This window comes from Streptomyces sp. NPDC028298, from assembly GCF_055565895.1.
Window position 1 is genome coordinate 310098 of record NZ_JBVHTL010000008.1, and the last position, 22588, is coordinate 332685.

Genomic DNA, 22588 nt, shown 5'->3' on the forward strand with positions numbered 1-22588 from the left:
GGGTCCTTCCGGCTCAGGCGGTGGTGGCGGCGTAGCGGTTCGCGGGCCGGGCGAGCCCGAGCAGTCCGCGCAGGGTGTCGGCCTCGTAGGCCTGCCGAAAGGCGCCCCGGCGCTGGAGTTCGGGCACCAGTCCCCGCGTGATGGCAGGGAGGTCGTGTCCGGCGACGGCGGGCCTCAGCCGGAATCCGGACAGTCCCGCCTCGCTCAGCTCCTGCAGCAGATCGGCGAGTTCGGCCGGGGTTCCGGTGAAGATCCGGGCGTCGCTCGTGTACGGGTGGCCCGCGAGGGCGTCCAGTCGCTCGCGGCGGGTCTCGGCGGCACCGGGGGTGTCGTCCAGGAAGACCACGAGGTCGCCGAAGACGTGCACGGTCTCGTCCGCGCGGCCGGCCGTGGTCTGTTCGGCGCGGATCTCCTCGACGACGGCGCGTGCCTGTTCGGCGTCGTGCGGGGTGACGTAGCCGACGTCGGCGGCCCGGGCCACCAGCCGGTACGGGACGGTGGCGTGGGCGAGAGCGCTGACGATCGGCTGGCCCTGGGGCGGCCGGGGGGTGATCGAAGGGCCCTTGACGCTGAAGCGGCGGCCCTCGAAGTCGATGTAGTGGAGCTTGTCGCGGTCGATGAAGCGGCCGGTAGCGACGTCGCGTATCTCCGCGTCGTCCTCCCAGCTGTCCCAGAGCCTGCGGACGGCCTCGACGTGGTCGGCCGCCTCGTCGAAGAGGTCGGTCACGAGTCCCTGCCCGGCGGGCGTGCCGTAGTCCTCGAGGCGGAACGGCGGGAGCGTACGGCGGCCGAAGTGCGCGGCCTCGTTCTGGCGGGCCGAGACCTGGACACGCACGCCGGCACGGCCGGTGCTCACATAGTCGAGGGTCGCGATCGCCTTGGAGATGTGGAACGGCTCCGTGTGCGTGGTGACGACGGTCGGCACCACGCCGATGTGACGGGTCTGCGGGGCGATCCGCGCGGCGACGAGGACGGCGTCCAGGCGGCCGCGGACCTGGTCGGTGCGGCCGTCGGGCTCCGTGGGCGAGGAGGACTGGAGGCCGAGGGAGTCCTCGATGGTCACGAAGTCGAGCAGGCCGCGCTCGGCCTCGGTGACGAGATCGGCCCAGTAGCCGGCGGTGAGTAGCTCACCGGGCCGGGCGACGGGCTCGCGCCAGGCCGCCGGGTGCCATCCGGCGCCGTCGAGGGCCACGGCGAGGTGCAGAGGAGAGGGTGACGAGGACACGGGAGGTGCCTTCCTGATCGACCGTACGAGGAATCGCGCCCCGGCGAGCGGGGCGTGGCTGCGTGACAACGGGTCAGGGGCGACAGAGCGCGCCGGCGACCCGCAGCAGATCGATGTGCGGCCGGCCGTACAGGTGCAGCGGTGGGGGCGCGAGCGGCCTCGGCGCGCGGCGGGACCCACGACGCATGTGTCCCACCTCCGCCCTCTCGGCCCGGTGCTCCCCGGCCCCTCGTCCGCCCGGCCCGTGCGGGTCCCCGCCGGGGTGCCGCACGGTCCTGAACAAGCCCAACCTCACTGGTGCGCCGTTTCTTCCTGCCGACCGGTCTCTTCCTGTCCCGCGTCAACGGCCGGCTGTCCGCCGGGTGCGCGGACGAGCAGGAACCGGGTACGGCTGCGCAGGGTGAACCCGATCGACTCGTAGAGCCGGATGGCGTTCGTGTTGTCGGCGGCGGCGTGGAGGAAGGGGGTGTCCCCGCGCTCCCTGACGCCCGCCGCGACAGCCCGGACGAGGCGGGTCGCCAGACCTCTGCCGCGGTGGTCGGGATGGGTGCACACGGCGCTGATCTCGGTCCAGCCCGGCGGGCGCAGGCGCTCTCCGGCGAGGGCGATCAGCCGGCCGCCTTCCCGGATGCCGAGGTAGGTGCCGAGTTCGACGGTGCGGGGCAGGAAGGGACCCGGCCGGGTGAGGGCGATCAGGTCGAGGATCTCGGGCACGTCGTCGGGGCCGAGTCGTACGGCTTCCGGCGCGGGCTCGGAGCGCAGTGCGGTGGCGGTCAACTGAACGCCTACGCCGCTGTGTTCGACCGTCCAGCCGTCGGGCACGGACTGGACCGCGGTGACCGGGGTGACCGCTCCCGGACCCACCAGCTCGGCCAGGTCGTCCCATGAGCGGGGGTCGGCGGGATCGGAGAGCGCGGTGAACGGGGACACGTCCGTGGGATAGCGGGCGGCCCGGCCGACGCGCTCGGCGAGGTGTGCGTGCGGACCGGTCAACGCGGCCCACGCCGCGTTGTCGAGGACGTGCGGTGCGGTCGGAGGCGAGGAAGGGGCGGGTGCGGGATGGACGCTGGTGGACATGGCGGTGCGGGTTCTCCGTCTCTGGAACTCGGCCGGACGCGCCCCGGGACTCCGCCGCGGCGCGGCGGAGTCCCTTGGGTGGGCACGGGTGGTTCAGGAGTTGTCGAGCGGCAGGCCGGGAGGGTTGACCTCGGAGGTCTTCACGGCCTCGTTCGAGAGGTTCCAGGCGGCCAGCCACTTGGCGTACTGGCCGTTCTCGATGAGGTAGTTGATGGCGTCGGCGACCGGCTTGGCGAGACCGCTGTCCTTCTTCGCGGTGGCCGCGATGAGCCCCTGGATCGTCGCGCCCGCGCCGGAGAACTGGCCGGCGTTGCGGGTCGGGTGGGGCGACTTGGCATTCTGCGTGACGTGGTAGGCGACCGCCGGGTTGGGGCCGAACGAGGCGTCGATCTTCCCGCTGTTCAGCGCCAGGGCCGTGGCGTTGTTGTCCTGGTAGTACTTGACGGTGAGCTTCTTGCCCGCCTTGGCCAGCTTGTCCTTCCACTCCAGCAGGATCTTCTCCTGGTTGGTGCCGGCGCCCACGGCGACCGTCTTGCCGGCGAGGTTGCGGTAGTCGCCATCGAAGTTCCACGTGCTCTTCTTCGGCACCTCGAAGGCGAGGTTGTCCTGACGGTACGAGGCGAACTCGTACTTCTTCTTCCGCTCCTCGGTGTCGGTCACGTTGGAGAAGGCGACGTCGACCTTGCCGCTGTCGATGCCGACGAACAGGTTCTCCCAGGTCGAGTTCCGCACCTCCGGCTTCAGCCCGAGGACCGCGGCGACCAGCTTGCCGAGGTCGGGTTCGCTGCCGGTGAGCGTTTTCTGGTCCTGTCCGACGAAGTTCAGCGGCGGCGACCCCGCGGGCAGTGCGCCGATGCCCACCACCAACGTGCCTCTCCGGGCGACGGACTTGGGCAGCTCCGCGCTGATCGACTTCACCTCGGAGACCTTCAGCGTGGTCTCCTTCGCGGCCCCGTTGGAGAGCGCACCCACGGTCACGGTTCCGGCCGTGTCGGTCTTCGTCCGTGTGGCGGCGTCGCTGTCCGCGCCGCAGGCGGCGAGGGAGACGGCGAGCGAGGCGACGGCGGCGGTGGCGGCGACGCCGCGGAGGGCTGTGCGGTTCGGGCTGAGGGTGCGCATGGCTGTCCTTGTCGAGTGTGCGATGAGAGATGTGGGGGAACGGTCCCGGCGGGCCGCCGAATCGGGGGGCTCGCCCCGCTGTGGGTCGGGGCGGTGGGGCGGGAGACACCCCGTGGAGCGGTGTCTCCTGGTGTGAAGTGCGAAGCGGTCAGAGGACCTTGCTGAGGAACTCCCTGGTGCGCGCTTCGCGCGGATGGTCCAGCACCTGCTCGGGCGGGCCCTGTTCGACGATGCGTCCGCCGTCCATGAAGACCACGCGGTCGGCGATCTCGCGGGCGAAGCCGATCTCGTGCGTGACGATGACGAGTGTCGTGCCGCTGTGCGCCAGGTCCTTGATGACCGCGAGGACTTCGCCGACCAGTTCGGGGTCGAGCGCGGAGGTGGGTTCGTCGAAGAGGATGACTCCGGGACGCAGGGCGAGGGCGCGGGCGATGGCCACACGCTGCTGCTGGCCGCCGGACAACTGCCGCGGGTAGGCGCCGGCCTTGTCGGCGAGGCCCACCCGGCTGAGCAGGTCGCGGGCGAGCTCCTGCGCCGCGGCCCTGGACAGCTTCCCGGTCGCCACCGGCGCCGCGGCCACGTTGTCGAGCACGGTCAGGTGGGGGAAGAGGTTGAAGTTCTGGAACACGAAGCCGATCCGGCTGCGCTGGGCCAGGATGACCCGCTCGCTCAGCTCCTTGAGACGGTCGCCGTGCCTGCGTACGCCGATGAGCTCGCCGTTCAGGCTGACGTGGCCGACCTCGGGCTTCTCCAGGTGGTTGATCACCCGCAGGAGGGTGGACTTGCCGGAGCCGGACGGGCCGAGAACGACCGTCACCTCACCGGGGCGCACGGTCAACTCCACGCCGTCCAGAACCCGTTGGGCCCCGTACCACTTGTGCACATCGTGCACCTCGACGGTGGCGGGCTCCACCTGGAGCCCGCCGGCGACCTCGCCCGCCGAAGCCGTGTCCGCCCCCTTGGCCGACGCCGACGCCGACGCCGACGCCGACACCGACGCCGTCGGCACCACGTCCGCGACCGGAGCCGTCCGCGTGCTCACCGTCGTCACCTTCGTCTCGCCGCTCATATCGCCGTCTCCCTCCGGAACCGGGCCCGCACGTCGCGCAGACCGTTCCGCGCCTTCTGCAACGGAGTCGGCGGCAGGGTGCGCAGGGCGCCCCGCGAGTAGTGCCGCTCGACGTAGAACTGGATGACGGACACCACGCTGGTGAGGATCAGGTACCAGGCGGTGGCGACGAGGAGCAGCGGCACGATGTCGCCGGGGTAGGTGCTGCCCATGCTCTGCACGGAGCCGAAGAGGTCCAGCAGGGACACGTAGAAGACCAGCGAGGTGCCCTTGATCAGGCCGATCAACTGGTTGACGTAGTTGGGGGTGATGGAGCGCAGCGCCTGCGGAAAGACGATTTTCGCGAACTGGTACCGCCTCGGCAGACCGAGTGCCGACGCGGCCTCGTGCTGGCCCTGGTCGACGGAGAGGATGCCGCCGCGGACCACCTCGGAGGCGTACGCGGCCTCGTTCAGGCTCAGTCCGACGACGGCGACGGCCATGTCGGTCGCCAGCCGGGACTCGTCGAAGGTGAAGAAGGCCGGCCCGAACGGCACTCCGACGCTCACCGTCTGGTACAGCGCGCTGAAGTTGTAGAGGAAGAGCAGGACCACGATCAGCGGCACCGACCGGAACAGCCAGGTGTAGACCCAGCTCACCGCGCGCAGCACCGGGCTCCGGGAGAGCCTGGCCAGGGCCAGCAGGACGCCGCCGAGCAACCCCAAAAGCGCACTGTAGAAGGCGACTTCGAGGGTGATGAGCAGGCCGTCGAGAATGGTCGGGCGCAGGAACCAGTACTGGAAGCGATCCCACTGGTAGAAGGGGTTGGTCACCAGTCCGTGGGCGATCTGGGCGACGAGCACGAGCACGACGGCCGTGACGATCCAGCGGCCGGGCCGCCGGAGCGGAAGGACCCGCTGGGCCGCCGGACGGTCGGACGCGCCGGGGAGGTCGAGACGGGGGACCGCCTCGGCGGGCGGCGCCGATCCCAAGGACACGGCGGCGCCGGGTGGTTGACTCATGGAGGACTCCAGCGGATTCGGACACCCCGGACCACGGAGCGGCGGCGCACCGCCGAGCGGGACGGCTCGGTACACGGCGATGCGCGCGGCCCACGTGGGACGAGGGCTGGACGGGGAAGGGGCGTTTTCACGACAGCGGTGGTCGCCGAAGGCTCGATGGAGCGGATCGGCGCGTGGCCGTCGAGGACCTGACGGAATCTCAGCTCGTGGCCGTCGAAGGCCGGCGAATCCTCAGCTCGTGGCCGTCGAGGACCCGACGGAACCCCTCAGCTCGTGAGCGCCGAAGACCCGGAGGACCGCCCTGTCCGTGATCGCGGGGGATTCGGACGGGCCGTCGTTTCCCGATCGCCGAAGACATGAGCGCCGAGGGCTCGAAGGAGCCGTGCGCGAGGGGCCGTCGAGACCCCGGAGGGGGCCGTCAGCCTCGGCTGAGGGACAGACACATGCCCGTACACAGGGCGCTGTTGACACGCAGCAGGTCCACGGCACGGTCGGCGCAGAGCACGTTGCGGCCGAGGCGCCGCCATGCGGCCGTCCCGTCAGCTCCGTGCATCGTCGTCACCATTTCTTCTCCGGCCGAAAAGGCATCCTGTGGTGCGCCGCAGGTTAGGCCCGGCCCGAAAACAATGTCAATGCGGGTGACCACCAGGTGAGACCGTGCGTACGGCCTTCTTGACGCCGCAACAGGGCGCACCGAGACTGGCATGGACGGTCACGATTGTCAGCGCCCACGGAACGGGTACACCCCGCTCCAGTGGTCATCGGCCCCGGCCCGCTGACAGGCAACCCTTCCACCGCGACGGGGTGCCCCGGGTGACGACCGGGTCCCGCCGGTGCGGCGGGGCAAGCGTGGTCTCGCGTCTCGCGAGCCCTGAGCCGGGAACGGTGGGAATTGCCCAAGAGCGGTTTGACGAGGCGCCTGCACATCGACCTCCTGCGCGTCTCCAGCGCTTACTGATCGCGGCCGGTCCGTTCGATCCGGACCGGTGCGACAAGCGCAGTCAATCCGCATCAAGCTGCCCGCGCGCCCACAAAGCGGCGGTGGCTTCCGTCTTCCCCCAGGGAGAGTCATGCCCGAGACAGCTTCGCGCACGTCCAGCACTGCCAACTCACGCCCCTGTGACCAGATTTCGCTCCCCTCGGCCCTTCGGCTCAAGCCGGCGGCGACGCCGGCCGCGCTCCCCCACCGTGTCGACAGCCGCATCGGCGTGGGCCTCGCCGGGGGCTTCTACCCGGCTCCGCACCGCTACGAGCTGTATCTGTCGCGGAGTTGTCCGTTCTCGCTGCGCATCGCCATCACGCTCGGGCTGCTCGGCCTGCGGGACTCGGTCGCCACCACACTCCTGGCCGACCCCGCGCGGACACCCGAGGCCTTCGCGTCGCTGCGCCGTGCCTACGAGGCCACCGAGCACCACTTCGACGGGCCGCTCACGGCGCCCGCGCTGTGCGACCGGTGGAGCGGACGCATCGTCAGCAACCACCCGCCCGCCATCCTCCGCGATCTCGCCGGGCTGCTCTCCGGTCACACCACGACATGCCCGTCCTCGCTCCGCCCTCCGTCGCTGGCCGCCGACATCGAGGCGCTCCGGGATCTGCTGGACCGCGACGTCACCCCGTCCGCCGAACCTGCGGGGCTCGCGGCGGCCCTGGACCTGCTGGACTGCCACCTCGCGGGTCGCACCTACGTGTTGGGCGACACCCTCACCGCGGCGGACGTGGACGCGTGGACGGCGCTCACCGGTCTCGGCCGGTCCCGCGCCCTCGGCGCCCGCCCCCGGCTGCTGGACTACGTACGCCGTCTCGGCGATCACCCGGCCTTCCGGCACGCGCAGGACGTGGTGCCACTGACGGCAGGGGTCTGACGCTTCCGACGGAAGCCTGGGTGCCGGGCAGGTGGGTGGCTCCTCACGATCGGCGATCGCCGATCCGCGCCCATCGGCCCGGCGTCCGCACCGGTCACGCGCGCGAGCCACGACCGGCACCGGTCAAGGGCGCGAAGCCACGTCGACACCGGTCACTCGCGCGGAACCAGCAGGATGCTGACGCCGTTCACGGTCGAGGTCCACCGCCGGCCCTGATCCAGTACCTCGCGCCCCGGACCGAGGATCCGTTCCTGGAGCACCAGCGCCGACGCGCGAAGTTCCTCCCACGGCTCAGGCGTCTCGAAGGCACGCCGGGACCGCTCCACGGAACCGACCAGAGAACGGCAGGCCGCTTCCACGTCGGGGACGTTCTGGCCCGCCGATCCGACGCCTTCGAGCGACCACGTCATCCACAGGTGGCCCATGCCATCACTCTGTCCCATCCCCGGGAACGACGCATTCCCAGTACGCGGAGCGACCGGTGCTCCGATGCGTGACCGGCTCGCACACAGGCACCTCCGCCGAAAATAGGCGATCCTGGCGAAAACCGTCTCCTCAGGGCGTGTCCCGACTCGCGCCGTCAGGGGTCCGCACTTCGATGTGGACTCCACGGCCCACAGGACCCGGTCCAGGCAGGCGTCTCCATGAAACACGCACCCCACCTTCTCCCGCCGCCTTCACCGGTACCGCGTCCACCCGCGGCACCCGGATCCACCGGGTCCCCGCGGCTGGGCCGGCTGGACGCCCTGCGGGGGATCGCCGCGCTTCTCGTGGCGGTCGACCATTCCTCGTACTCCTTCATGCCGGAGTTCCGGGAACGGGTGATGCCCGAGCTGAACGTCGGCCGGTACGGGGTCATGCTGTTCTTCCTGGTGAGCGGTTACGTCATCCCCGCCTCGCTCGAGCGCCGGGGCTGCGTCAGGAGCTTCTGGATCGGGCGGGCCCACCGCGTCTACCCGCTGTGGGCCGTTGTGGTGGGCTCGGCACTGGTGCTGAACCTCCTGGGCTTCACGCGTCTCGGCGCTCGCTTCGAGGGGCGGAACCCCCTCACGGTCGCCGTCGCGCACGCCACCCTGCTCCAGGAACTGCTGGGGACGCCGAGTGTCGTCCTCGTCCTGTGGACGCTGTCGTACGAGCTGGCGTTCTACCTGCTGGTCGTCGCCCTGTTCACGGTCCGGCTCCACCCGCGCTCGGGGACCGTCTCGGTGGTCCTGGGCGTGCTCGCCGCCGTGAGCGCGACGGTGGCGTTCGTGCCACCGGCGTCCGCACTGTCCTTGGCCGTCGGCACGGGGCCGCTGGTCGCGCTCGCCTCCGCGGCGCTGGTGTTCGCCGTCCTCTGCGGGAGCTCCGGCAGGTACGAACTGCGGGTGACGGGGGCCGTGGCGGGAGGTGTGCTCGCGCTGGTGCTGGTGCCCTTCAACGGCACCGTTCCGCTCTGGGAAGGCCTCGTGATCCTGGCCGTGATGTTCCTCGGCACCGCCGTCCGGCGGGCGGAGAGCGGGGAGAGCACCTGGCCGCGCGCGGCCCGCACGGCCCTCGTGGTGGTGGTCTGCGCGGCGGGGAGCGCGTACCAGCACGGCGACACCGCCACGTTCGCACGGCGCGGCTGGATCACGGCCTTCCTGCTCGCCGTGCTCACCTTCGGTGCCGCCCTCGCGCTGCGCGGCACAAGGTTTCCTCGCGCGCTGACCTGGCTGGGGACGGTCAGCTACTCGGTGTACCTGGTGCATCCCGTCCTGCTGGCGGTGAGCGACGGCGTGATCGGGCGGTGCCGCCACGACAGTCTCGTCCTCGAAGCGGTGTTCCTCGCCGTGCTGCTGCCGTTGTGCGCGCTGACCCACCGCTTCGTCGAGGTGCCGGGTCAGGCCCGGGGCCGGGAACGGATCCGCCGCCTCGCCGAGGGAACGGGCGGCAACCTTTTCGCTTCCGGCGGCGACTGACGAGGACACCATCGGCTCGATCCTCGGAACGGACGCCCATGAAGGAAACGAGGCAGGCCGCGCGACGGCGCGGACGTCGGCCGTCGCCGAGGGCCCTCACCCCGATCGCCGTCGTCGCCCTGGTCGCGGTCGGTGCCCTGGTCTGTCTGGTCGTGGCCTTCCGGCCCGGCCATCAGGCCGCCACGGGAGACGGCGCGGGCCCGGCGGTCGCCGGTTCCCGCGGTACCGCGACTCCGGGCCGGACTCCTTCGGCCGCCTCGACGTCACCCGCGGCGACCCGGTCGCCCAGCCCTGCCGCCTCCCCGACCGCGACGGCACGCCCGTCCACCGCGTCGGCGCGGCCCTCGGCCGCGAACACCTCCCGCACCACGACGGCGACCGCTTCACAGGCGGGACGGATCCGTCCGGGCGTCGCCCACCAGGGTGTGGCGACCATGTACGACGCCGGAAGCGGCGACGGCGCCTGCTCGTACGGTCCGACGGACGACGTCATGACCGCGGCGATGAACCACACCGACTACGAGACGTCCAAGGCGTGCGGGGCCTATCTGCTGGTGCGGGCCGCCGGCGGCGCGAGCGTCACCGTCCGGATCACCAACGAGTGCCCGACGGGCTGCGCCCCCGGCCAGCTCGACCTCAGCACCCAGGCGTTCGCCCGGCTCGCGAACCCGGTGGCCGGCCGGATCCCGATCACCTGGAAGCTGCTGAGCCCCGCCGACTCGGGCACACTCGCCCTGCGCTACAAGACCGGGTCCAGCCGCTACTGGTGCGCGCTCCAGGTGATCGGCCACCGCAATCCGGTGGCCCGCCTCGAACTCCGCTCCGGCGGTGCGTGGCGGCCGCTTCCTCGCACCGAGTACAACTACTTCCTCGCCGAGGACGGCGGCGGCTGCGGTGGCGCGGTCCGGATCACCGACATCTACGGTGAACGCCTGACCGTCGACGGCATCGCGCTGCGCCCCGACGCCGTGCAGACGACCCGGCTCCAGTTCGCGCGCCACTGACCCCGTCCGGGCCGGCTACTCCGCGCTCCTTCCGCAGCGCACACCCGTGGCGGGCGGCCCCGGCGGGGAGGGAACGGTGACCGAGCCACCACCCGCGGCGACCACGGGTGCCGACTCGACGGGTGCCGGCTTGCGCAGCAGGAGCAGGGCCGCGTCGTCGTGCAGCCGACCGCCCACATGGGCCTGGAGCTCGGCGTCGAGCGCGGCGAGCGTGGACGCCGGCTCGTCGGACACGTGGCGGGCCAGTCCTTCGGCGAGGGCGTAGAACTCCCGGCCGTGGTCGCGGGCCTCGGTGACCCCGTCCGTGTACAGCAGGAGCTGATCGCCGTCGGCCAGGGGCAGCACCTGGAGGCTCGGGATCTCCCCCGTCAGGGCCCGCAGTCCGAGCGGCGGAGCGGGGTTCACGGGGTCCACCGACACGACCTTCCCGGACGCGCTGACGTGCAGCGGGGGCGCGTGTCCGCAGTTGACGACCTCCAGCCGGTCCGGTTCCGGGTACCCGGCGACCACGGCGGTCACGAAGTCGTCGTATCCGAGGTTGCGCGCCAGACTCCGTTCGATCCGGGCCACGACGGTGAGAAGGTCGGGCTCGTCGTAGGCGGCCTCGCGGAAGATGCCGAGGACGAGCGCGGCGGTGCCCACGGCCGGCAGACCCTTGCCCCGGACATCACCGATGATCATGCGGACCCCGTACGGCGTCGGCACCAGGGCGTAGAGGTCCCCGCCGATCCGGGCCTCGGCCGCAGCGGCGCTGTAGCGGACGGCGACCTGGAAGGGGCCGACGCTCGAGGGTATGGGGGCGAGCAGAGCGTGCTGGGCGGCCTCCGCGACGGAGCGGACGGCGGCGAGGACCCGTTCCCGGCGCCAGCGCAGCGCGCTTGCCAGGGCGCTCGCCCCGGTGACGGCCGCCAGGGCGGACAGGACGGCGAGGATCTCGGCACCCGGGACACCGTCGCGGGTACCGAGCAGAGCGCTCAGCACCGCCGCCAGGAAGCCGACGCACAGAACTCCGAGCGGTCGGCTGGTGGTGGCCGCCAGCGCGGGTCCGGCGGCCAGCAGGGGCAGCCAGATCACCCCGGCTCCGCCGGCCAGGTCGATGAGCACGATGGCTCCGACGACCAGTAAAGGCAGCACCGGGGTGCCGAAGGCGAGGTGGGCGGCGCGCTTGCGGGCCGCCGCTCCGGAACCGACGCCTCGGTTCCCGAACGTCCGTTTCGGCCAGTGCTCGCTACCGTGCTCTCGGGCCTGACTCATGCTCGTCCGCAGTCCTCACCTGGGTTCATCCCTGAAATGTCCGGTTGGTCTAGGAAAGACGTTCGAGACCTGATCCACAAGCGCGGGGATTTCAAATAGTGAGCGACAGGCTCCTAGTCACCCGGTTCGCGGTCGGGATCAGCCGGGTGAGGACGTCGTTCAGCCGGGACAGCCGCTCGGCGGGGAGTGAGACACCCAGCGAGCCGAGCGTGTCCCCGCTGTAGACGGGGACGGCGACACAGACCGTGCCCAGAGCGTACTCCTCCAGGTCGGTGACGGCCGGGGCCACCGGCGACGAGGCCAGATGGCGCAGCAGTTCCCGCCTGCTGGTGATGGTCCGCGGGGTGAGGTCGGGGAGGGCGTGGCGGGCGAGGTAGTCGTTGCGGGACTCCTCGTCCATCTCGCGCAGGACGGACTTGCCCAGCGCGGTGGCGTGTCCGGCGTCCTCGAACCCGACCCACAGATCGACCCGGGGTGCTCGCGGCCCGTCGACGATCTCGGCGACCCTGATCTCGCCCTCCTCGTAGAAGGTGAGGTAGGCGGCCGAGGCGAGTTCGTCACGCAGAGCGGCGAGCGTGGGGCGCACCCGGCTGAGCAGCGCCTGTCCGCGGCCCTGGGTCCGCAGTGTCTGCATCTTGTCGCCGAGGATGAATCCGCCGTCGTCGAGTTTGCGGATGTAACCGTCGTGGACGAGGGTCCTGAGCAGGTGGTACGCGGTGGCGAGGGGCAGCTCGGTCTCGCGTGCGAGCTGTTTGGCGGGCGCGCCGTTCTCGTGCGCGCTCACCGCCTCCAGCAGGCGGAAGGCCCGCTGAACGGAGGTGATGAGCGTGGGCCCGTCGCGAGCTCCCATGCCCCCAGCGTGCGCCGCGCCCACGAGACAGGCAAGGCGTCACCCGTAACCCACCCGATCCGCACCCCATCGCGTGACGGCGTACGACGCGTCCCGTCACCCCCGGCCACCAGGATCCCGCGGCGTCCCGGGCGGGGTGCACCGGGATGGCACCACCGCACCGACGGGACGGAGGACGAAGGCGAACCGCGTGGGCCGGCGCGCCCCCGCAGGACACCCGTCCCGGGCGTGGTGCGGCCGGCGCACCCGGCCGCCGCCCGGCCCGGGCAAGGTGCCCGCGGCGTCCGAGCCCAGCGGAACGCCGGTCCCGGGCAGAACGCCCGCAGGGCGCCGCCCGGGACCGGCCGGCTCAGGAGGCGGGGAACCCGGTGCCGCCGAGGCGGGCAAGGAGGCCGGCGAGGCGTGTCGTGTCCTCCTTGGTCCACGCCGGCTCGGCGAACACCTCCTCGGCGACCCGTTCGGCGGTCACGAGCATCTCCGCCAGACGCTCCCGGCCGGTCTCGGTCAGGGCCGCGTAGGCCACCCGCGCGTCCCGGGCGTCCGGGTCCCGTCGGACCAGGCCGATGCGCTCCAGCGGTACGAGTCCGCGGGTGACGCCGGAGGCGGTCAGTCCCAGCGCCTCCGCCAGGTCCACCCGGCGCATGCGGTCACCCGGCGCCTCGGACAGGCGCAGGAGCATCGTGAAGTCGGCCAGGCTCACCCCGTGCAGTCCGCCGAGGCTCGCGTCGAACCGCTTCACCAGGGCGGCCTGCGCCCGCACCAGACGCAGCACCGCGTCCAGCCCTCCACTCATCGGCATCTCCTTGACATCTCTTTGATAGGTCCTTGACTACTCAAGCATCTATGAAGCATGAGATCCCCTTGGTCTTCGAGAGGTCAGGGGGTGTTCTGGGCGATGGCCCGCCGCTGTCGCTTGCCGAGGGGCGCCTGGGAGAGATCCTCGGCCTGGGACTTGAGCCGCTTGAAGCCGTAGCCGCGCTCGGTGAGCCAGGCCGTCGCGGCGGCCTCGGCCCGTTCGACGGCCTCCAGGATGTCCTCCTCCGCCTCTCCCGAGTCCAGGTAGCGGAAGGTGAAGGCCGGGCGGGCGGCCAGGTCGTAGCTGAGGTGCCCCTCTTGGGTGAAGGCCGCCCTCAGGACGTCGTGTTCCGGGGCGTGTGCCAGAAGTTCGGCACGCTGGTCGGCGCTGAGTCCGTCGAAGACACCGCGAACGGTGACACGGAAGGTGCGTGTGGTCATCGGACGAGCCTAACCAACGGGATCGGCCCTGTTCCACCGCGTTTCCGTCAGTCACTCGGTCGGCACCCGGGGCGCGCCCGGATCGGATCACGGCGACGAGCGGACCGGGCGCGGGGGTGACCGCACCCGGTCCTCACGCAGCTACGGGGACGCTCAGTGGACGTGGTGCCGGCAGTCCCAGTGGGCCTTGACCCACACCTTGTCCCAGTGACCGGGAACGTAGACCCACTTCTTCACCCAGCCATGAGTGTGGTGACCGTGGTGCCAGGAGTCGTGGTGGACCCACTTCTTGACCCAGTGTCCGGGCACCCACTTCTTCTCCCAGTGGCCCTTCTTCCACTCGCAGCGGTCGTGGTGACCGTGATGGTCGGGGGCCGTCGCCGACGGTGCGGGCGGCGGCGCCGGACTGGCGGCGGCGGCACCGGACGTACCCAGGGCGGCCCCTCCGGCCAGCAGCGCCGTGGCGGCCGCACCGGCGAGCAGCCGCCGGGGACTGATGCGTGCGGTCATCGGACTCACCTCCCTCGCAATGTGATGGACGTACGCAACGGGGGCCGGTGTCCGTGGTGTTCGCGCCGAAGCTGACGGGACGTTTCCAGGCCCTCGTTGCGCGGGACATAAGGTATTCGGAGCGACGAAAGGTATGTATGAGGATAGACCTGGGTGTGTTTTCGGTACGAGTTTTCGACAGGGGTCGGCCACGGCCGGCCGTCGGGAACGTACGGGCCCTTCGGCTCATCCACGCGCCGGGTGGCTACGAATACACGGTGACGAGGCCCCCACTTCGCGGGACCTGCCCTCGACCGCACCGGCCCCGCGCCTGCCGAACACGACGGACGGGCCGGGCGAGCAGGAAGCGACGGACGGATTCTGTGAGCGATGCCAAGACCGGCCGGGACGGACAGGGTTCGCGACGGCACCCGTCGGCGGAGGTGTGGCTGGACGCACGGCTCGAACGCGCCGCACAGGGCGACCAGGACGCGTTCGCGGAGGTGTACGACACCCTCGCGCGGCCGGTCAAAGGCCTGATCTGCCGCGTCCTGCGGGACGAGGCCCAGGCCGAGGAGGTGGCACAGGACGTGATGGTGGAGATCTGGCGGACCGCGGACCGCTACCGCCCCGAACTCGGCACCGCCCGGGGCTGGGTCCTGACCCTCGCGCACCGGCGGGCCGTCGACCGGGTCCGGCAGGTCCAGGCCCGTTCGGAACGCGAGCGGCGCAGCGCCCTGCTCGCGGAGGACCGCCCCTTCGACGAGGTGGCCGAGGCCGTGGAGCGGCACGAGGAGCACGATCGCGTACACCGTTGTCTCGCCGACCTGGAACGGCATCAGCGCGTACCGCTGGTGCTGGCCTACTACCAGGGCATGACCTATCTGGAGGTGGCCGCCTGCCTGGCCACCCCGGCGGGCACCGTGAAGTCCAGGATGCGCTCCGGCCTGAGGCTGCTGCGCAGATGTCTGGAGGCCGGCCGATGACCCCCGCCGACGACCCGCATCAGCTCGTCGGGGCGTACGTCCTGCACGCCCTGCCCGCGGCCGAGGAGGCCTCGTTCGAGAACCACCTCGCCGGCTGCGCCGCGTGCCGGGACGAGGTGGCGGAGCTGTCCGAGGTCACCGTGCGCCTCGCGTCGGCCCAGGACGCGACGCCGTCCCCCGAACTGCGCCACAACGTCCTCGATCGGATCGCCCACACGCGCCAGGAGCGTCTTCCCCGCGCCCTTCCGGTTCGCCGGCGGGCCGCGCGATGGGCGCTGGCGGCGTGCCTGGCCCTGGCGGCCGCGCTCGGCGGAACCGCCGTCTGGCAGCACGGCCAGGCCGAGGACGCACGGGCGGAAGTCGCCGCCGGTGAGGCGCGGGCCACCGCCCTCTCCGACGTCCTCACGGCCCCGGACGCGAAGATCAGCACGCAGCGGCTGGACAACGGGGCCGACGTCAGCGTCGTCGCCTCCCGTTCCCAGGGCCGGGCGGCCTTCATCGCCTCGGACCTGCCCCGCCTCGGGAACGACCAGGTCTACGAACTCTGGTACGCCGCCGGTTCCGGTGACCTTCGCCCGGCGGGCCTGCTCACGGGCTCCGGCGGCGGGCAGGCGCGTCTGCTCCACGGCTCCCTGAAGGATGTCAGCGCCGTGGGCATCACGGCCGAACCGGCGGGTGGATCACGGCAGCCCACGAGCGAGCCGCTCGGCATCGTCACGGTGCCGGCCTGATGCCCCGAGCCCACTACGACGAAGGCTCCCCGGCCCGCATCGAACAGCGCCTCCCGAGCCCACGCCGAAGAGCGCGGGCACCGATCCCCGCGAACCGCATCAAACTTGAGAGTTACCGGATATGACGCATCAAAACGGGATAGTTAAGTATTGATGCAATTCATCCTTGATCATCCTATGCTGATGTGAGGGAGGGCTCGGGCGGCGGTCGACGGCCGGTCCTGGACCGGCGGGAAGCGGGCTTCCATGACTGAGCGGTTCAAGATGTCGGGGATCATCGGCGAGGTGTCCGGTGAGTTCCTCGGCACGATGATTCTCATCCTGTTCGGGTGTGGCGTGGTGGCCCAGGTGGTCGCCGGCGGTGCACTCACGACGCCGCCGGGCGGCCTCGGCAACCACGACAGCATCGCGTGGGCCTGGGGCATCGGCGTCACCATGGGCGTCTACGTCGCGGCACGGCTGAGCGGCGCCCACCTCAACCCCGCGGTCACCGTCGCGCTGGCGACGTTCAAGGGCTTCCCGTGGCGCAAGGTGGCCCCCTACGTCCTGGCCCAGACCCTCGGCGCGTTCGTGGCCGCGCTGATCGTGCGCTGGAACTACACGGAGGCACTCGCGAAGGCCGACCCCGGCCACACCATCAAGACCCAGGGCGTGTTCTCCACACTGCCCGCCAACGGCAACCCGAACCTGCCGGTCCACGAATGGGGCGCGTTCCGCGACCAGATCATCGGCACGGCCATCCTGCTCCTGGTGATCTTCGCGGTCACCGACCTGCTCAACACCCCGCCCGGCGCGAACCTCGGACCGTTCATCATCGGTCTGCTGGTCGTGGGCATCGGCATGGCATGGGGCACCCTCGCCGGCTACGCGATCAACCCGGCACGTGACTTCGGACCGCGTCTGGCCAGCTTCCTCACGGGATACGGAGGGGCCTGGCGAGATCAGTACGGCAACTTCTACTTCTGGGTGCCGATCATCGGTCCGCTGATCGGAGGCGTGCTCGGCGCAGCCGTCTACAAGCTCTTCATCGGCCGGTTCCTGCCGACCGCGGAGCCCGAACCCCCCGGACGCATCCCGGCCCCCAAGGACTGACACACCCTGCAAAGGCGGCATCCCATGGCTGACTTCGTGGGCGCGGTGGACCAGGGGACCACCAGCACCCGATTCATGATCTTCGACCACGCGGGCAACGAGGTGGCGAAGCACCAGATGGAACACGCCCAGATCCTTCCGCGCTCCGGATGGGTCGAACACGACCCGGTGGAGATCTGGGAACGCACCAACTCGGTGATCCAGAACGCGTTGCGGCACAAGAACCTGAGCGCCGAGGACCTCGCGGCCATCGGCATCACCAACCAGCGGGAGACCACGGTCGTGTGGGACCCGCGCAACGGCCGGCCGTACTACAACGCCATCGTCTGGCAGGACACCCGCACCGATTCCATCGCCGCGGCCCTGGAGCGTGACGGGCGGGGCGACGTCATCCGCCGCAAGGCGGGGCTGCCACCGGCGACGTACTTCTCGGGCGGCAAGATCCAGTGGATCCTGGAGAACGTCGACGGGGTCCGCGAGGCGGCGGAGCAGGGGCACGCCCTGTTCGGCAACACCGACGCCTGGGTCCTGTGGAACCTGACCGGCGGCCCGGACGGCGGCGTCCACGCCACCGACGTGACCAACGCCAGCCGCACCATGCTCATGGACCTCGAAACCCTCGACTGGGACGACGAACTCCTGGGCTTCTTCGGCGTGCCGAGGGCCATGCTGCCCAGCATCAACCCCTCGTCCGACCGTGAAGCGTACGGCACGGCACGCACCTCCAGGCCCCTGCGCGCCGCCATCCCCATCACCGGGGTGCTCGGCGACCAGCAGGCCGCCACCGTCGGACAGGTCTGCTACGCGCCCGGCGAGGCCAAGAACACGTACGGCACCGGCAACTTCCTGGTCCTCAACACCGGTACGGAACTGGTCCGTTCACAGCACGGCCTGCTGACCACCGTGGCCTACCGGTTCGGCGGCGAACCCGCCGTGTACGCGCTGGAGGGCTCCATCGCGGTCACCGGGTCCGCGGTTCAGTGGCTGCGCGACCAGATGAAGGTCATCAAGGACGCGGCCGAGAGCGAGACCCTGGCCCGTACGGTGGAGGACAACGGCGGGATGTACTTCGTGCCCGCGTTCTCCGGGCTGTTCGCCCCGTACTGGCGTTCCGACGCACGCGGCGCGATCGTCGGACTCGCCCGGTACAACAGCAACGCCCACCTGGCCCGGGCGACGCTGGAGGCCATCTGTTACCAGAGCCGCGACGTCGTCGAGGCGATGGAACAGGACTCCGGCGTCCATCTCGACGTCCTCAAGGTCGACGGCGGTGTGACCGCCAACGACCTGTGCATGCAGATCCAGGCCGACGTCCTCGGCGTGCCCGTCAGCCGTCCCGTCGTCGCCGAGACCACCGCGCTCGGCGCCTCGTACGCGGCGGGTCTGGCCACCGGGTTCTGGCGCGACACCGACGAACTGCGCACCCACTGGCAGGAGTCCAAGCGCTGGGAGCCGCAGTGGTCCGAGGACCGGCGGCAACAGGGGTACGCGGACTGGAAGAGGGCGGTGGAGCGCACGCTCGACTGGGCGAAGGTGGAATAGCCGCTCGCGCCGGTCGTCCCGGTGACCGACGGCGCTCCGTTCGGCTCCCGACCCGTGTCGTGTCGGGGGCCGATCGCCGCCGTGAGCGCGTTCCGGGTGTGCGGTCGCGAACCCGTCCGGTCCCTCGCGAGGGCGCGGCGGCCGGGACGTTTCGCGGTGCGCGCGCCACCGGCGGCCCGGCGTTGCGTTCCCCGGGGCCACACGCCGAATGATCACCCCCGGTCACGCGTCCACCACCTCGTCTTCTCTATGCTCGGGGGCGAACCTTCGCATCCATGAGGAGCAGAGCAATGAGCGAAAACGTCTTCTTCGAGGTCACGGCCGACGGCGAGCCGCTGGGCCGCATCGAGTTCAAGCTCTACGACGACGTCGTCCCGAAGACCGCGCAGAACTTCCGTGAGCTCGCCACCGGCCAACACGGTTTCGGTTACGAGGGCTCGCCGTTCCATCGCGTGATCCCGGACTTCATGCTCCAGGGCGGCGACTTCACCCAGCAGAACGGCACGGGTGGCAAGAGCATCTACGGCGAGAAGTTCGCCGATGAGAACTTCAAGCTCAAGCACACCAAGCCGGGTCTGCTGTCGATGGCCAACGCGGGCCCGAACACCAACGGCTCGCAGTTCTTCATCACCACGATCGTCACCGGCTGGCTGGACGGCAAGCACGTCGTCTTCGGCGAGGTCGTCGAGGGCATGGACGTCGTGAAGGCGATCGAGGCGCTGGGCAGCGGTTCCGGTGCCACTTCCAAGAAGATCGTCGTCTCCAAGAGCGGCACCGTCTGAGCGGTCCGGCAGCCCCGTCCGGGTCCGTCCCGCGGGCACGTGCCGGAGGGAGCGGCGGGTGACGTACCCACCGCTCCCTCCGGGCGGCCCGCCGCACAGGACCCCGCGGCCCCCGGAACCGATCGTGCCCCACGCGCAGCGGCGCCTCGAAAGGGTTCAGCCGGATTCGTGGCCGGATCCCGTACTCCAGGGGACCGGCCCGCCCGCGAGGGGTAGCCCTCCCCGAGCACGCCGAAGCGTGTGGGGGTTGGGGGGAGCTGGCCCGAGTGAGTTGGTGGGGGCGGACACCGGGTAAATGCTTGTCAGCACGCGCGCAGCGGCGCGGAGCCGTCCGCCGACTGCGTGCGGAAGGGGCCTACGGGCCCGTCCTTCGCGACGTGCTGCCCGCTCTCGCGGGGGTCGTCGTCACCTTGTGCGCGGTCGTGGCGGGACTCGCCTTCGGCTACCGCGTGGCCGGGATCGGCGTGCCCGTCGCCGCTCTGGCCGTCCTGGCCGTCGTGACCCCCGCCGCGGTGCGGCGGCACCGGCCGACGGCCCGCCGGCGCCACGGCATCTACACACCCGAGGAACTCGCGGAGCTGGACACCCAGGGCCTGGCCCTGGCCGTCTCGCGGATGCTGCGCCGGGACGGCTGGCGCGTGCTCCCGCCGCGCGGAACCGAGGACCGCGTCCGTGTCCGCGCCCGGGACCGTCAGGGTCACCGGCTGGAGGTCGCCTTCCGGCCCGTGGCCGAGCCGCTGCCGGACGAGGAGGCGCCCTCGCGTTCGGGGCGTCCGGGCGGTCCGGCCCCGCCGCTGCGGCTCGTGGTGCACCGCGGGGCCTTCACCCGGCGTGACGTGCGGTGGGCACGACGCCAGGGCGGTGTCCGTCTGATCGACGGTTCGTGCCTGCGGCACTGGGCGCACGGAACCCCGCTGAACGAACTGGGCGACGGCTCCTGGAGCCCGTACGAACCCTCGTCCTGAGCCCGTACCAAGCCCTCCTCCCGAGCCCGTACGGATCCGTCTCCCGGGCCCGCCCGGACCGGCCCGCGTCCGCTTCGCCCCGACCACAGGCCTCACTCCGAGCTCGTGCGCAACAGCGGTTTCTTCGGCAACAGGCGAGGTCAGCGGCCTGTACACGTTCCGACCAGGTAGTTGAAGGAAAGCCCTTCGCACGGGCCGACCGGCCGCATAGCGTGCGAGGACCCGAGCCGTTCCCCCCACTGTCCCGCGGCCCGTGCACGCCGGGCCCGCACCCCACCAGGAGGCCGGCATGTCGTACGACAGATCAGCCCCGAGGCCCGCGCGACCGCCGCGGGGACACCACAACTCCTTCGCCCCGCACGTCCCCGACCCGGCCGCGGCGGAACCCTTACGCGGCGGGGCAGCACCCCACGCCTGGACCGGGCACCACCGCGATCTGCGCATCCTGCGGCGCGCCTACCGCCGCCAGCGGCGCGTGACCACGTTCGCGGTGCTCGGCTGCTTCACCCTCTTCCTCGGGCTCTGCGCCGGATACCCCCGCCTGATGGACCGTCCCGTCGCCGGCGGTCTCTCGGCCGGCCTCGTCATCGCCCTCTGCCAGATCCCCGCGACCTGGCTCGCCGTGCTCGTCTACGAACGCACCGCCCGCCGCTTCGTCGACCCACTCGCACACCGTGTGAACCGGAGTGTCCCGTGGGCGAGCGGCGAGCAGGGGCGGAAGCGGTGAGCGGCCTCGCCGGCTCCACGCAGTCCTGGTCCCTCGTCGCCTTCTCCATCGCCGTCACCGTCACGCTGCTGCTGTGCGTCCTCACCGGCCCCGACAGCGACGACCTCGCCGAGTTCTACACCGGATACCGCTCGCTCTCCCCGTTGCGCAACGGGCTCGCCATCGCGGGCGACTACATCTCCGCGGCGACCGTCCTGACCATCGGCGGTGTGATCGCCCTGTGCGGTTTCGACGGGGTCGTCCTGGCCCTGAGCACCCTCCTCTCGCTGCTCGTGCTGATGTTCCTGCTCGCCGAACCCCTGCGGAACACGGGCACGTTCACCATGGGCGACGTGCTGGCCCGCAGGATGCCGGGCCGGGCCGTACGGATCACGGGGTGCGCGGTCACGATCGCGGCTCTCGTACCGATGATGCTCGTCCAACTCGCCAGTACAGGACAGTTGTTGGCGTTCATCCTCGGTTTCACGGACAGTTCGATGAAGACGGGCTGCATCGTGGGCGTCGGCACCCTGATGATCACCTACGCGGCCATCGGCGGCATGCGGGGCACCGCGCTGATCCAGCTTCTGAAGATGGTCGTGCTTCTCGGTTCCGGAATCACCGTCGCGGTGCTGATCCTCGGCCAATTCCACTGGAACCCGGGGGCGTTGTTCACCACGGCGGCGCACCGCAGCGGCTCACCGGACGCGTTCCTGCACGGCGGACTCCAGTTCGCGGGAGGTCCGCATCCTCGCCTCGACATGATCAGCACCCAGTTCGCCATCGTGCTGGGCGGTGCCTGTCTGCCGCACGTGACCATGCGCATGTTCACCGCCAACAGCGCCCGCCAGGTGCGGCGTTCGATGTCCTGGGCGGTGTCCTCGGTGGCGTTGTTCATGCTCGTGGCGGGCGTCGTCGCGATCGGCGCGACGGCGATGATCGGCCGGTCCGGCGTCACCGCCGCCGACCCGCGCGGGCACACCGCCTATCTGCTGGGCGCACGTGCCGCGTTCGGCCCCGTGGTGTCCCGGGCCGAGACCCTGGTGCTGACCACGGTGACCACGGCCATCTTCCTCACCCTGCTCGCCTCGGTCGCCGGCATGACCCTCGCCTGCGCCAACTCGCTCGCCCACGACGTCTTCGCGGGCGGCGGCACCGCCATGTCGTCCCAGCGGGAGACGGCCTTCGCCCGGGGCTCGGCCCTCGTCTCCGGCGCGCCGGTGATCGCGCTGGCGGTCCTCGTCCAGAACCGGAGCCTTCAGCCGCTGGCCACGATGTCCTTCTGCGTGGGCGCCTCGGCGATCGCCCCCGCCCTGGTCTACAGCCTCTTCTGGCGCCGCTACACCCGCGCCGGTCTGCTGAGCACGCTCATCGGCGGCACGCTCGCCGTCCTGGTGCTGATGCCGGGCACCCGACTGGTGTCCGGCTCCCCGACGTCCGCGTTCCCCGCCGCCGACTTCAACTGGTTCCCGTTCACCACAACGGGACTGGTGTCCATCCCGCTCGGCTTCCTGTTCGGCTGGCTCGGCAGCATGCTGTCCGGACGCCGCGCGGCGGACCGCGAACGCGGGGTGTACGAGAGTGTCGAGAGCCTGATCCTCGCGGGGCCGCGGCCGAGGGACCGGTGAGGGTCACGGGCCGCGGCCGAGGGACCGGTT

Annotated in this window: 25 protein-coding genes and 1 riboswitch; of the genes, 12 read left to right on the forward strand and 13 right to left on the reverse strand. The window is 71.3% G+C overall.

All coding sequences use genetic code 11. The annotated features are described in order from the left end of the window. Positions 1-13: 13 nt before the first annotated feature. The 7 genes from ACZ4TO_RS31970 to ACZ4TO_RS32000 all read right to left on the reverse strand — a co-directional run bounded on the left by ACZ4TO_RS31970 (position 14) and on the right by ACZ4TO_RS32000 (position 6044). Positions 14-1225 (reverse strand): LLM class flavin-dependent oxidoreductase, encoded by a 1212-nt coding sequence (locus ACZ4TO_RS31970; RefSeq protein ID WP_468026075.1) that lies wholly within the window; start codon positions 1223-1225, stop codon positions 14-16. A 73-nt stretch (positions 1226-1298) separates the two neighbouring features. Further along, entirely contained in the window at positions 1299-1412 is a 114-nt protein-coding gene (locus tag ACZ4TO_RS31975) for a putative leader peptide (protein WP_382778708.1), read from the reverse strand. A gap of 104 nt (positions 1413-1516) precedes the next feature. Further along, positions 1517-2302 carry a GNAT family N-acetyltransferase gene (locus ACZ4TO_RS31980; RefSeq protein ID WP_468026076.1) on the reverse strand — a complete coding sequence of 262 codons (786 nt, stop codon included), beginning with the start codon at positions 2300-2302 and terminating at the stop codon, positions 1517-1519. 93 nt (positions 2303-2395) lie between these two features. Then, positions 2396-3421: an ABC transporter substrate-binding protein gene (locus tag ACZ4TO_RS31985; protein WP_382778710.1), complete on the reverse strand. Its 1026-nt coding sequence runs from the start codon at positions 3419-3421 to the stop codon at positions 2396-2398. Positions 3422-3569: 148 nt separating this feature from the next. After that, a complete protein-coding gene (locus ACZ4TO_RS31990) occupies positions 3570-4334 on the reverse strand; it encodes an amino acid ABC transporter ATP-binding protein (RefSeq protein ID WP_468026149.1) in 765 nt (254 codons plus the stop codon). Positions 4335-4486: 152 nt separating this feature from the next. Then, positions 4487-5491: an amino acid ABC transporter permease gene (locus ACZ4TO_RS31995; protein WP_382778711.1), complete on the reverse strand. Its 1005-nt coding sequence runs from the start codon at positions 5489-5491 to the stop codon at positions 4487-4489. Between the two features lie 418 nt (positions 5492-5909). Beyond that, positions 5910-6044: a hypothetical protein gene (locus tag ACZ4TO_RS32000; protein ID WP_382778712.1), complete on the reverse strand. Its 135-nt coding sequence runs from the start codon at positions 6042-6044 to the stop codon at positions 5910-5912. 157 nt (positions 6045-6201) lie between these two features. Beyond that, positions 6202-6347, forward strand: a riboswitch (SAM riboswitch). 36 nt (positions 6348-6383) lie between these two features. Here ACZ4TO_RS32000 and ACZ4TO_RS32005 point away from each other — a divergent pair. Both ACZ4TO_RS32005 and ACZ4TO_RS32010 read left to right on the forward strand, forming a co-directional pair. Beyond that, positions 6384-6449, forward strand: a complete 66-nt coding sequence (locus ACZ4TO_RS32005; RefSeq protein WP_355773383.1) for a putative leader peptide — start codon at positions 6384-6386, stop codon at positions 6447-6449. Positions 6450-6561: 112 nt separating this feature from the next. Beyond that, positions 6562-7353 (forward strand): glutathione S-transferase C-terminal domain-containing protein, encoded by a 792-nt coding sequence (locus ACZ4TO_RS32010; RefSeq protein WP_468026077.1) that lies wholly within the window; start codon positions 6562-6564, stop codon positions 7351-7353. Positions 7354-7505: 152 nt separating this feature from the next. Here the strand turns inward: ACZ4TO_RS32010 and ACZ4TO_RS32015 are convergent, their stop codons facing one another. Next, positions 7506-7796: a hypothetical protein gene (locus tag ACZ4TO_RS32015; RefSeq protein WP_468026078.1), complete on the reverse strand. Its 291-nt coding sequence runs from the start codon at positions 7794-7796 to the stop codon at positions 7506-7508. Between the two features lie 201 nt (positions 7797-7997). Between ACZ4TO_RS32015 and ACZ4TO_RS32020 the strand changes: the two genes are divergently transcribed. Further along, positions 7998-9293 carry an acyltransferase family protein gene (locus ACZ4TO_RS32020; RefSeq protein WP_468026079.1) on the forward strand — a complete coding sequence of 432 codons (1296 nt, stop codon included), beginning with the start codon at positions 7998-8000 and terminating at the stop codon, positions 9291-9293. A 38-nt stretch (positions 9294-9331) separates the two neighbouring features. Further along, positions 9332-10297, forward strand: a complete 966-nt coding sequence (locus tag ACZ4TO_RS32025; protein WP_468026080.1) for an expansin EXLX1 family cellulose-binding protein — start codon at positions 9332-9334, stop codon at positions 10295-10297. A gap of 15 nt (positions 10298-10312) precedes the next feature. Here ACZ4TO_RS32025 and ACZ4TO_RS32030 read toward each other — a convergent pair whose 3' ends face one another. The 5 genes from ACZ4TO_RS32030 to ACZ4TO_RS32050 all read right to left on the reverse strand — a co-directional run bounded on the left by ACZ4TO_RS32030 (position 10313) and on the right by ACZ4TO_RS32050 (position 14147). Then, positions 10313-11551: a PP2C family protein-serine/threonine phosphatase gene (locus tag ACZ4TO_RS32030; RefSeq protein ID WP_382778717.1), complete on the reverse strand. Its 1239-nt coding sequence runs from the start codon at positions 11549-11551 to the stop codon at positions 10313-10315. Between the two features lie 91 nt (positions 11552-11642). After that, on the reverse strand, positions 11643-12401 hold the full coding sequence (locus tag ACZ4TO_RS32035) for an IclR family transcriptional regulator (RefSeq protein WP_385044885.1): 759 nt from the start codon (positions 12399-12401) through the stop codon (positions 11643-11645). Between the two features lie 349 nt (positions 12402-12750). Next, positions 12751-13194 carry a MarR family winged helix-turn-helix transcriptional regulator gene (locus tag ACZ4TO_RS32040; RefSeq protein ID WP_385044882.1) on the reverse strand — a complete coding sequence of 148 codons (444 nt, stop codon included), beginning with the start codon at positions 13192-13194 and terminating at the stop codon, positions 12751-12753. Positions 13195-13277: 83 nt separating this feature from the next. Beyond that, positions 13278-13637, reverse strand: a complete 360-nt coding sequence (locus ACZ4TO_RS32045; protein WP_385044879.1) for a DUF6204 family protein — start codon at positions 13635-13637, stop codon at positions 13278-13280. A 153-nt stretch (positions 13638-13790) separates the two neighbouring features. Next, positions 13791-14147 carry a hypothetical protein gene (locus tag ACZ4TO_RS32050; protein ID WP_382778721.1) on the reverse strand — a complete coding sequence of 119 codons (357 nt, stop codon included), beginning with the start codon at positions 14145-14147 and terminating at the stop codon, positions 13791-13793. A 362-nt stretch (positions 14148-14509) separates the two neighbouring features. Between ACZ4TO_RS32050 and sigK the strand changes: the two genes are divergently transcribed. The 8 genes from sigK to ACZ4TO_RS32090 all read left to right on the forward strand — a co-directional run bounded on the left by sigK (position 14510) and on the right by ACZ4TO_RS32090 (position 22558). Further along, entirely contained in the window at positions 14510-15112 is a 603-nt protein-coding gene (gene sigK / locus ACZ4TO_RS32055) for an ECF RNA polymerase sigma factor SigK (RefSeq protein ID WP_468026081.1), read from the forward strand. Next, positions 15109-15843: an anti-sigma factor gene (locus ACZ4TO_RS32060; RefSeq protein WP_468026082.1), complete on the forward strand. Its 735-nt coding sequence runs from the start codon at positions 15109-15111 to the stop codon at positions 15841-15843. Before sigK ends, ACZ4TO_RS32060 begins: the two co-directional genes overlap by 4 nt. 246 nt (positions 15844-16089) lie before the next feature. Then, positions 16090-16935, forward strand: coding sequence for an MIP/aquaporin family protein (locus ACZ4TO_RS32065; RefSeq protein ID WP_382778724.1), 846 nt, complete (start codon positions 16090-16092; stop codon positions 16933-16935). Positions 16936-16959: 24 nt separating this feature from the next. Beyond that, the gene (glpK, locus tag ACZ4TO_RS32070; protein WP_382778725.1) at positions 16960-18477 is read left to right on the forward strand and encodes a glycerol kinase GlpK; all 1518 of its coding nucleotides are present in this window, start codon (positions 16960-16962) and stop codon (positions 18475-18477) included. 290 nt (positions 18478-18767) lie between these two features. After that, positions 18768-19259 carry a peptidylprolyl isomerase gene (locus ACZ4TO_RS32075; RefSeq protein ID WP_468026083.1) on the forward strand — a complete coding sequence of 164 codons (492 nt, stop codon included), beginning with the start codon at positions 18768-18770 and terminating at the stop codon, positions 19257-19259. Positions 19260-19636: 377 nt separating this feature from the next. Continuing rightward, on the forward strand, positions 19637-20224 hold the full coding sequence (locus ACZ4TO_RS32080; RefSeq protein ID WP_451076268.1) for a hypothetical protein: 588 nt from the start codon (positions 19637-19639) through the stop codon (positions 20222-20224). Positions 20225-20513: 289 nt separating this feature from the next. Beyond that, positions 20514-20951, forward strand: a complete 438-nt coding sequence (locus ACZ4TO_RS32085; protein WP_468026084.1) for a DUF485 domain-containing protein — start codon at positions 20514-20516, stop codon at positions 20949-20951. Further along, the gene (locus tag ACZ4TO_RS32090) at positions 20948-22558 is read left to right on the forward strand and encodes a sodium/solute symporter (RefSeq protein ID WP_468026085.1); all 1611 of its coding nucleotides are present in this window, start codon (positions 20948-20950) and stop codon (positions 22556-22558) included. The genes ACZ4TO_RS32085 and ACZ4TO_RS32090 overlap by 4 nt, the downstream gene beginning before the upstream one ends. Positions 22559-22588: the final 30 nt, after the last annotated feature.

Excerpts from the sequence above, each read along its gene's own strand:
- ACZ4TO_RS31975 (WP_382778708.1), bottom strand. The coding sequence starts at position 1,412 with ATGCGTCGTGGGTCCCGCCGCGCGCCGAGGCCGCTCGCGCCCCCACCG.
- ACZ4TO_RS31980 (WP_468026076.1), bottom strand. The coding sequence starts at position 2,302 with ATGTCCACCAGCGTCCATCCCGCACCCGCCCCTTCCTCGCCTCCGACC.
- ACZ4TO_RS31985 (WP_382778710.1), bottom strand. The coding sequence starts at position 3,421 with ATGCGCACCCTCAGCCCGAACCGCACAGCCCTCCGCGGCGTCGCCGCC.
- ACZ4TO_RS31995 (WP_382778711.1), bottom strand. The coding sequence starts at position 5,491 with ATGAGTCAACCACCCGGCGCCGCCGTGTCCTTGGGATCGGCGCCGCCC.
- ACZ4TO_RS32000 (WP_382778712.1), bottom strand. The coding sequence starts at position 6,044 with ATGCACGGAGCTGACGGGACGGCCGCATGGCGGCGCCTCGGCCGCAAC.
- ACZ4TO_RS32010 (WP_468026077.1), top strand. The coding sequence starts at position 6,562 with ATGCCCGAGACAGCTTCGCGCACGTCCAGCACTGCCAACTCACGCCCC.
- ACZ4TO_RS32015 (WP_468026078.1), bottom strand. The coding sequence starts at position 7,796 with ATGGGACAGAGTGATGGCATGGGCCACCTGTGGATGACGTGGTCGCTC.
- ACZ4TO_RS32020 (WP_468026079.1), top strand. The coding sequence starts at position 7,998 with ATGAAACACGCACCCCACCTTCTCCCGCCGCCTTCACCGGTACCGCGT.
- ACZ4TO_RS32025 (WP_468026080.1), top strand. The coding sequence starts at position 9,332 with ATGAAGGAAACGAGGCAGGCCGCGCGACGGCGCGGACGTCGGCCGTCG.
- ACZ4TO_RS32030 (WP_382778717.1), bottom strand. The coding sequence starts at position 11,551 with ATGAGTCAGGCCCGAGAGCACGGTAGCGAGCACTGGCCGAAACGGACG.
- ACZ4TO_RS32035 (WP_385044885.1), bottom strand. The coding sequence starts at position 12,401 with ATGGGAGCTCGCGACGGGCCCACGCTCATCACCTCCGTTCAGCGGGCC.
- ACZ4TO_RS32040 (WP_385044882.1), bottom strand. The coding sequence starts at position 13,194 with ATGAGTGGAGGGCTGGACGCGGTGCTGCGTCTGGTGCGGGCGCAGGCC.
- ACZ4TO_RS32045 (WP_385044879.1), bottom strand. The coding sequence starts at position 13,637 with ATGACCACACGCACCTTCCGTGTCACCGTTCGCGGTGTCTTCGACGGA.
- ACZ4TO_RS32050 (WP_382778721.1), bottom strand. The coding sequence starts at position 14,147 with ATGACCGCACGCATCAGTCCCCGGCGGCTGCTCGCCGGTGCGGCCGCC.
- ACZ4TO_RS32060 (WP_468026082.1), top strand. The coding sequence starts at position 15,109 with ATGACCCCCGCCGACGACCCGCATCAGCTCGTCGGGGCGTACGTCCTG.
- ACZ4TO_RS32065 (WP_382778724.1), top strand. The coding sequence starts at position 16,090 with ATGACTGAGCGGTTCAAGATGTCGGGGATCATCGGCGAGGTGTCCGGT.
- glpK (WP_382778725.1), top strand. The coding sequence starts at position 16,960 with ATGGCTGACTTCGTGGGCGCGGTGGACCAGGGGACCACCAGCACCCGA.
- ACZ4TO_RS32075 (WP_468026083.1), top strand. The coding sequence starts at position 18,768 with ATGAGCGAAAACGTCTTCTTCGAGGTCACGGCCGACGGCGAGCCGCTG.
- ACZ4TO_RS32085 (WP_468026084.1), top strand. The coding sequence starts at position 20,514 with ATGTCGTACGACAGATCAGCCCCGAGGCCCGCGCGACCGCCGCGGGGA.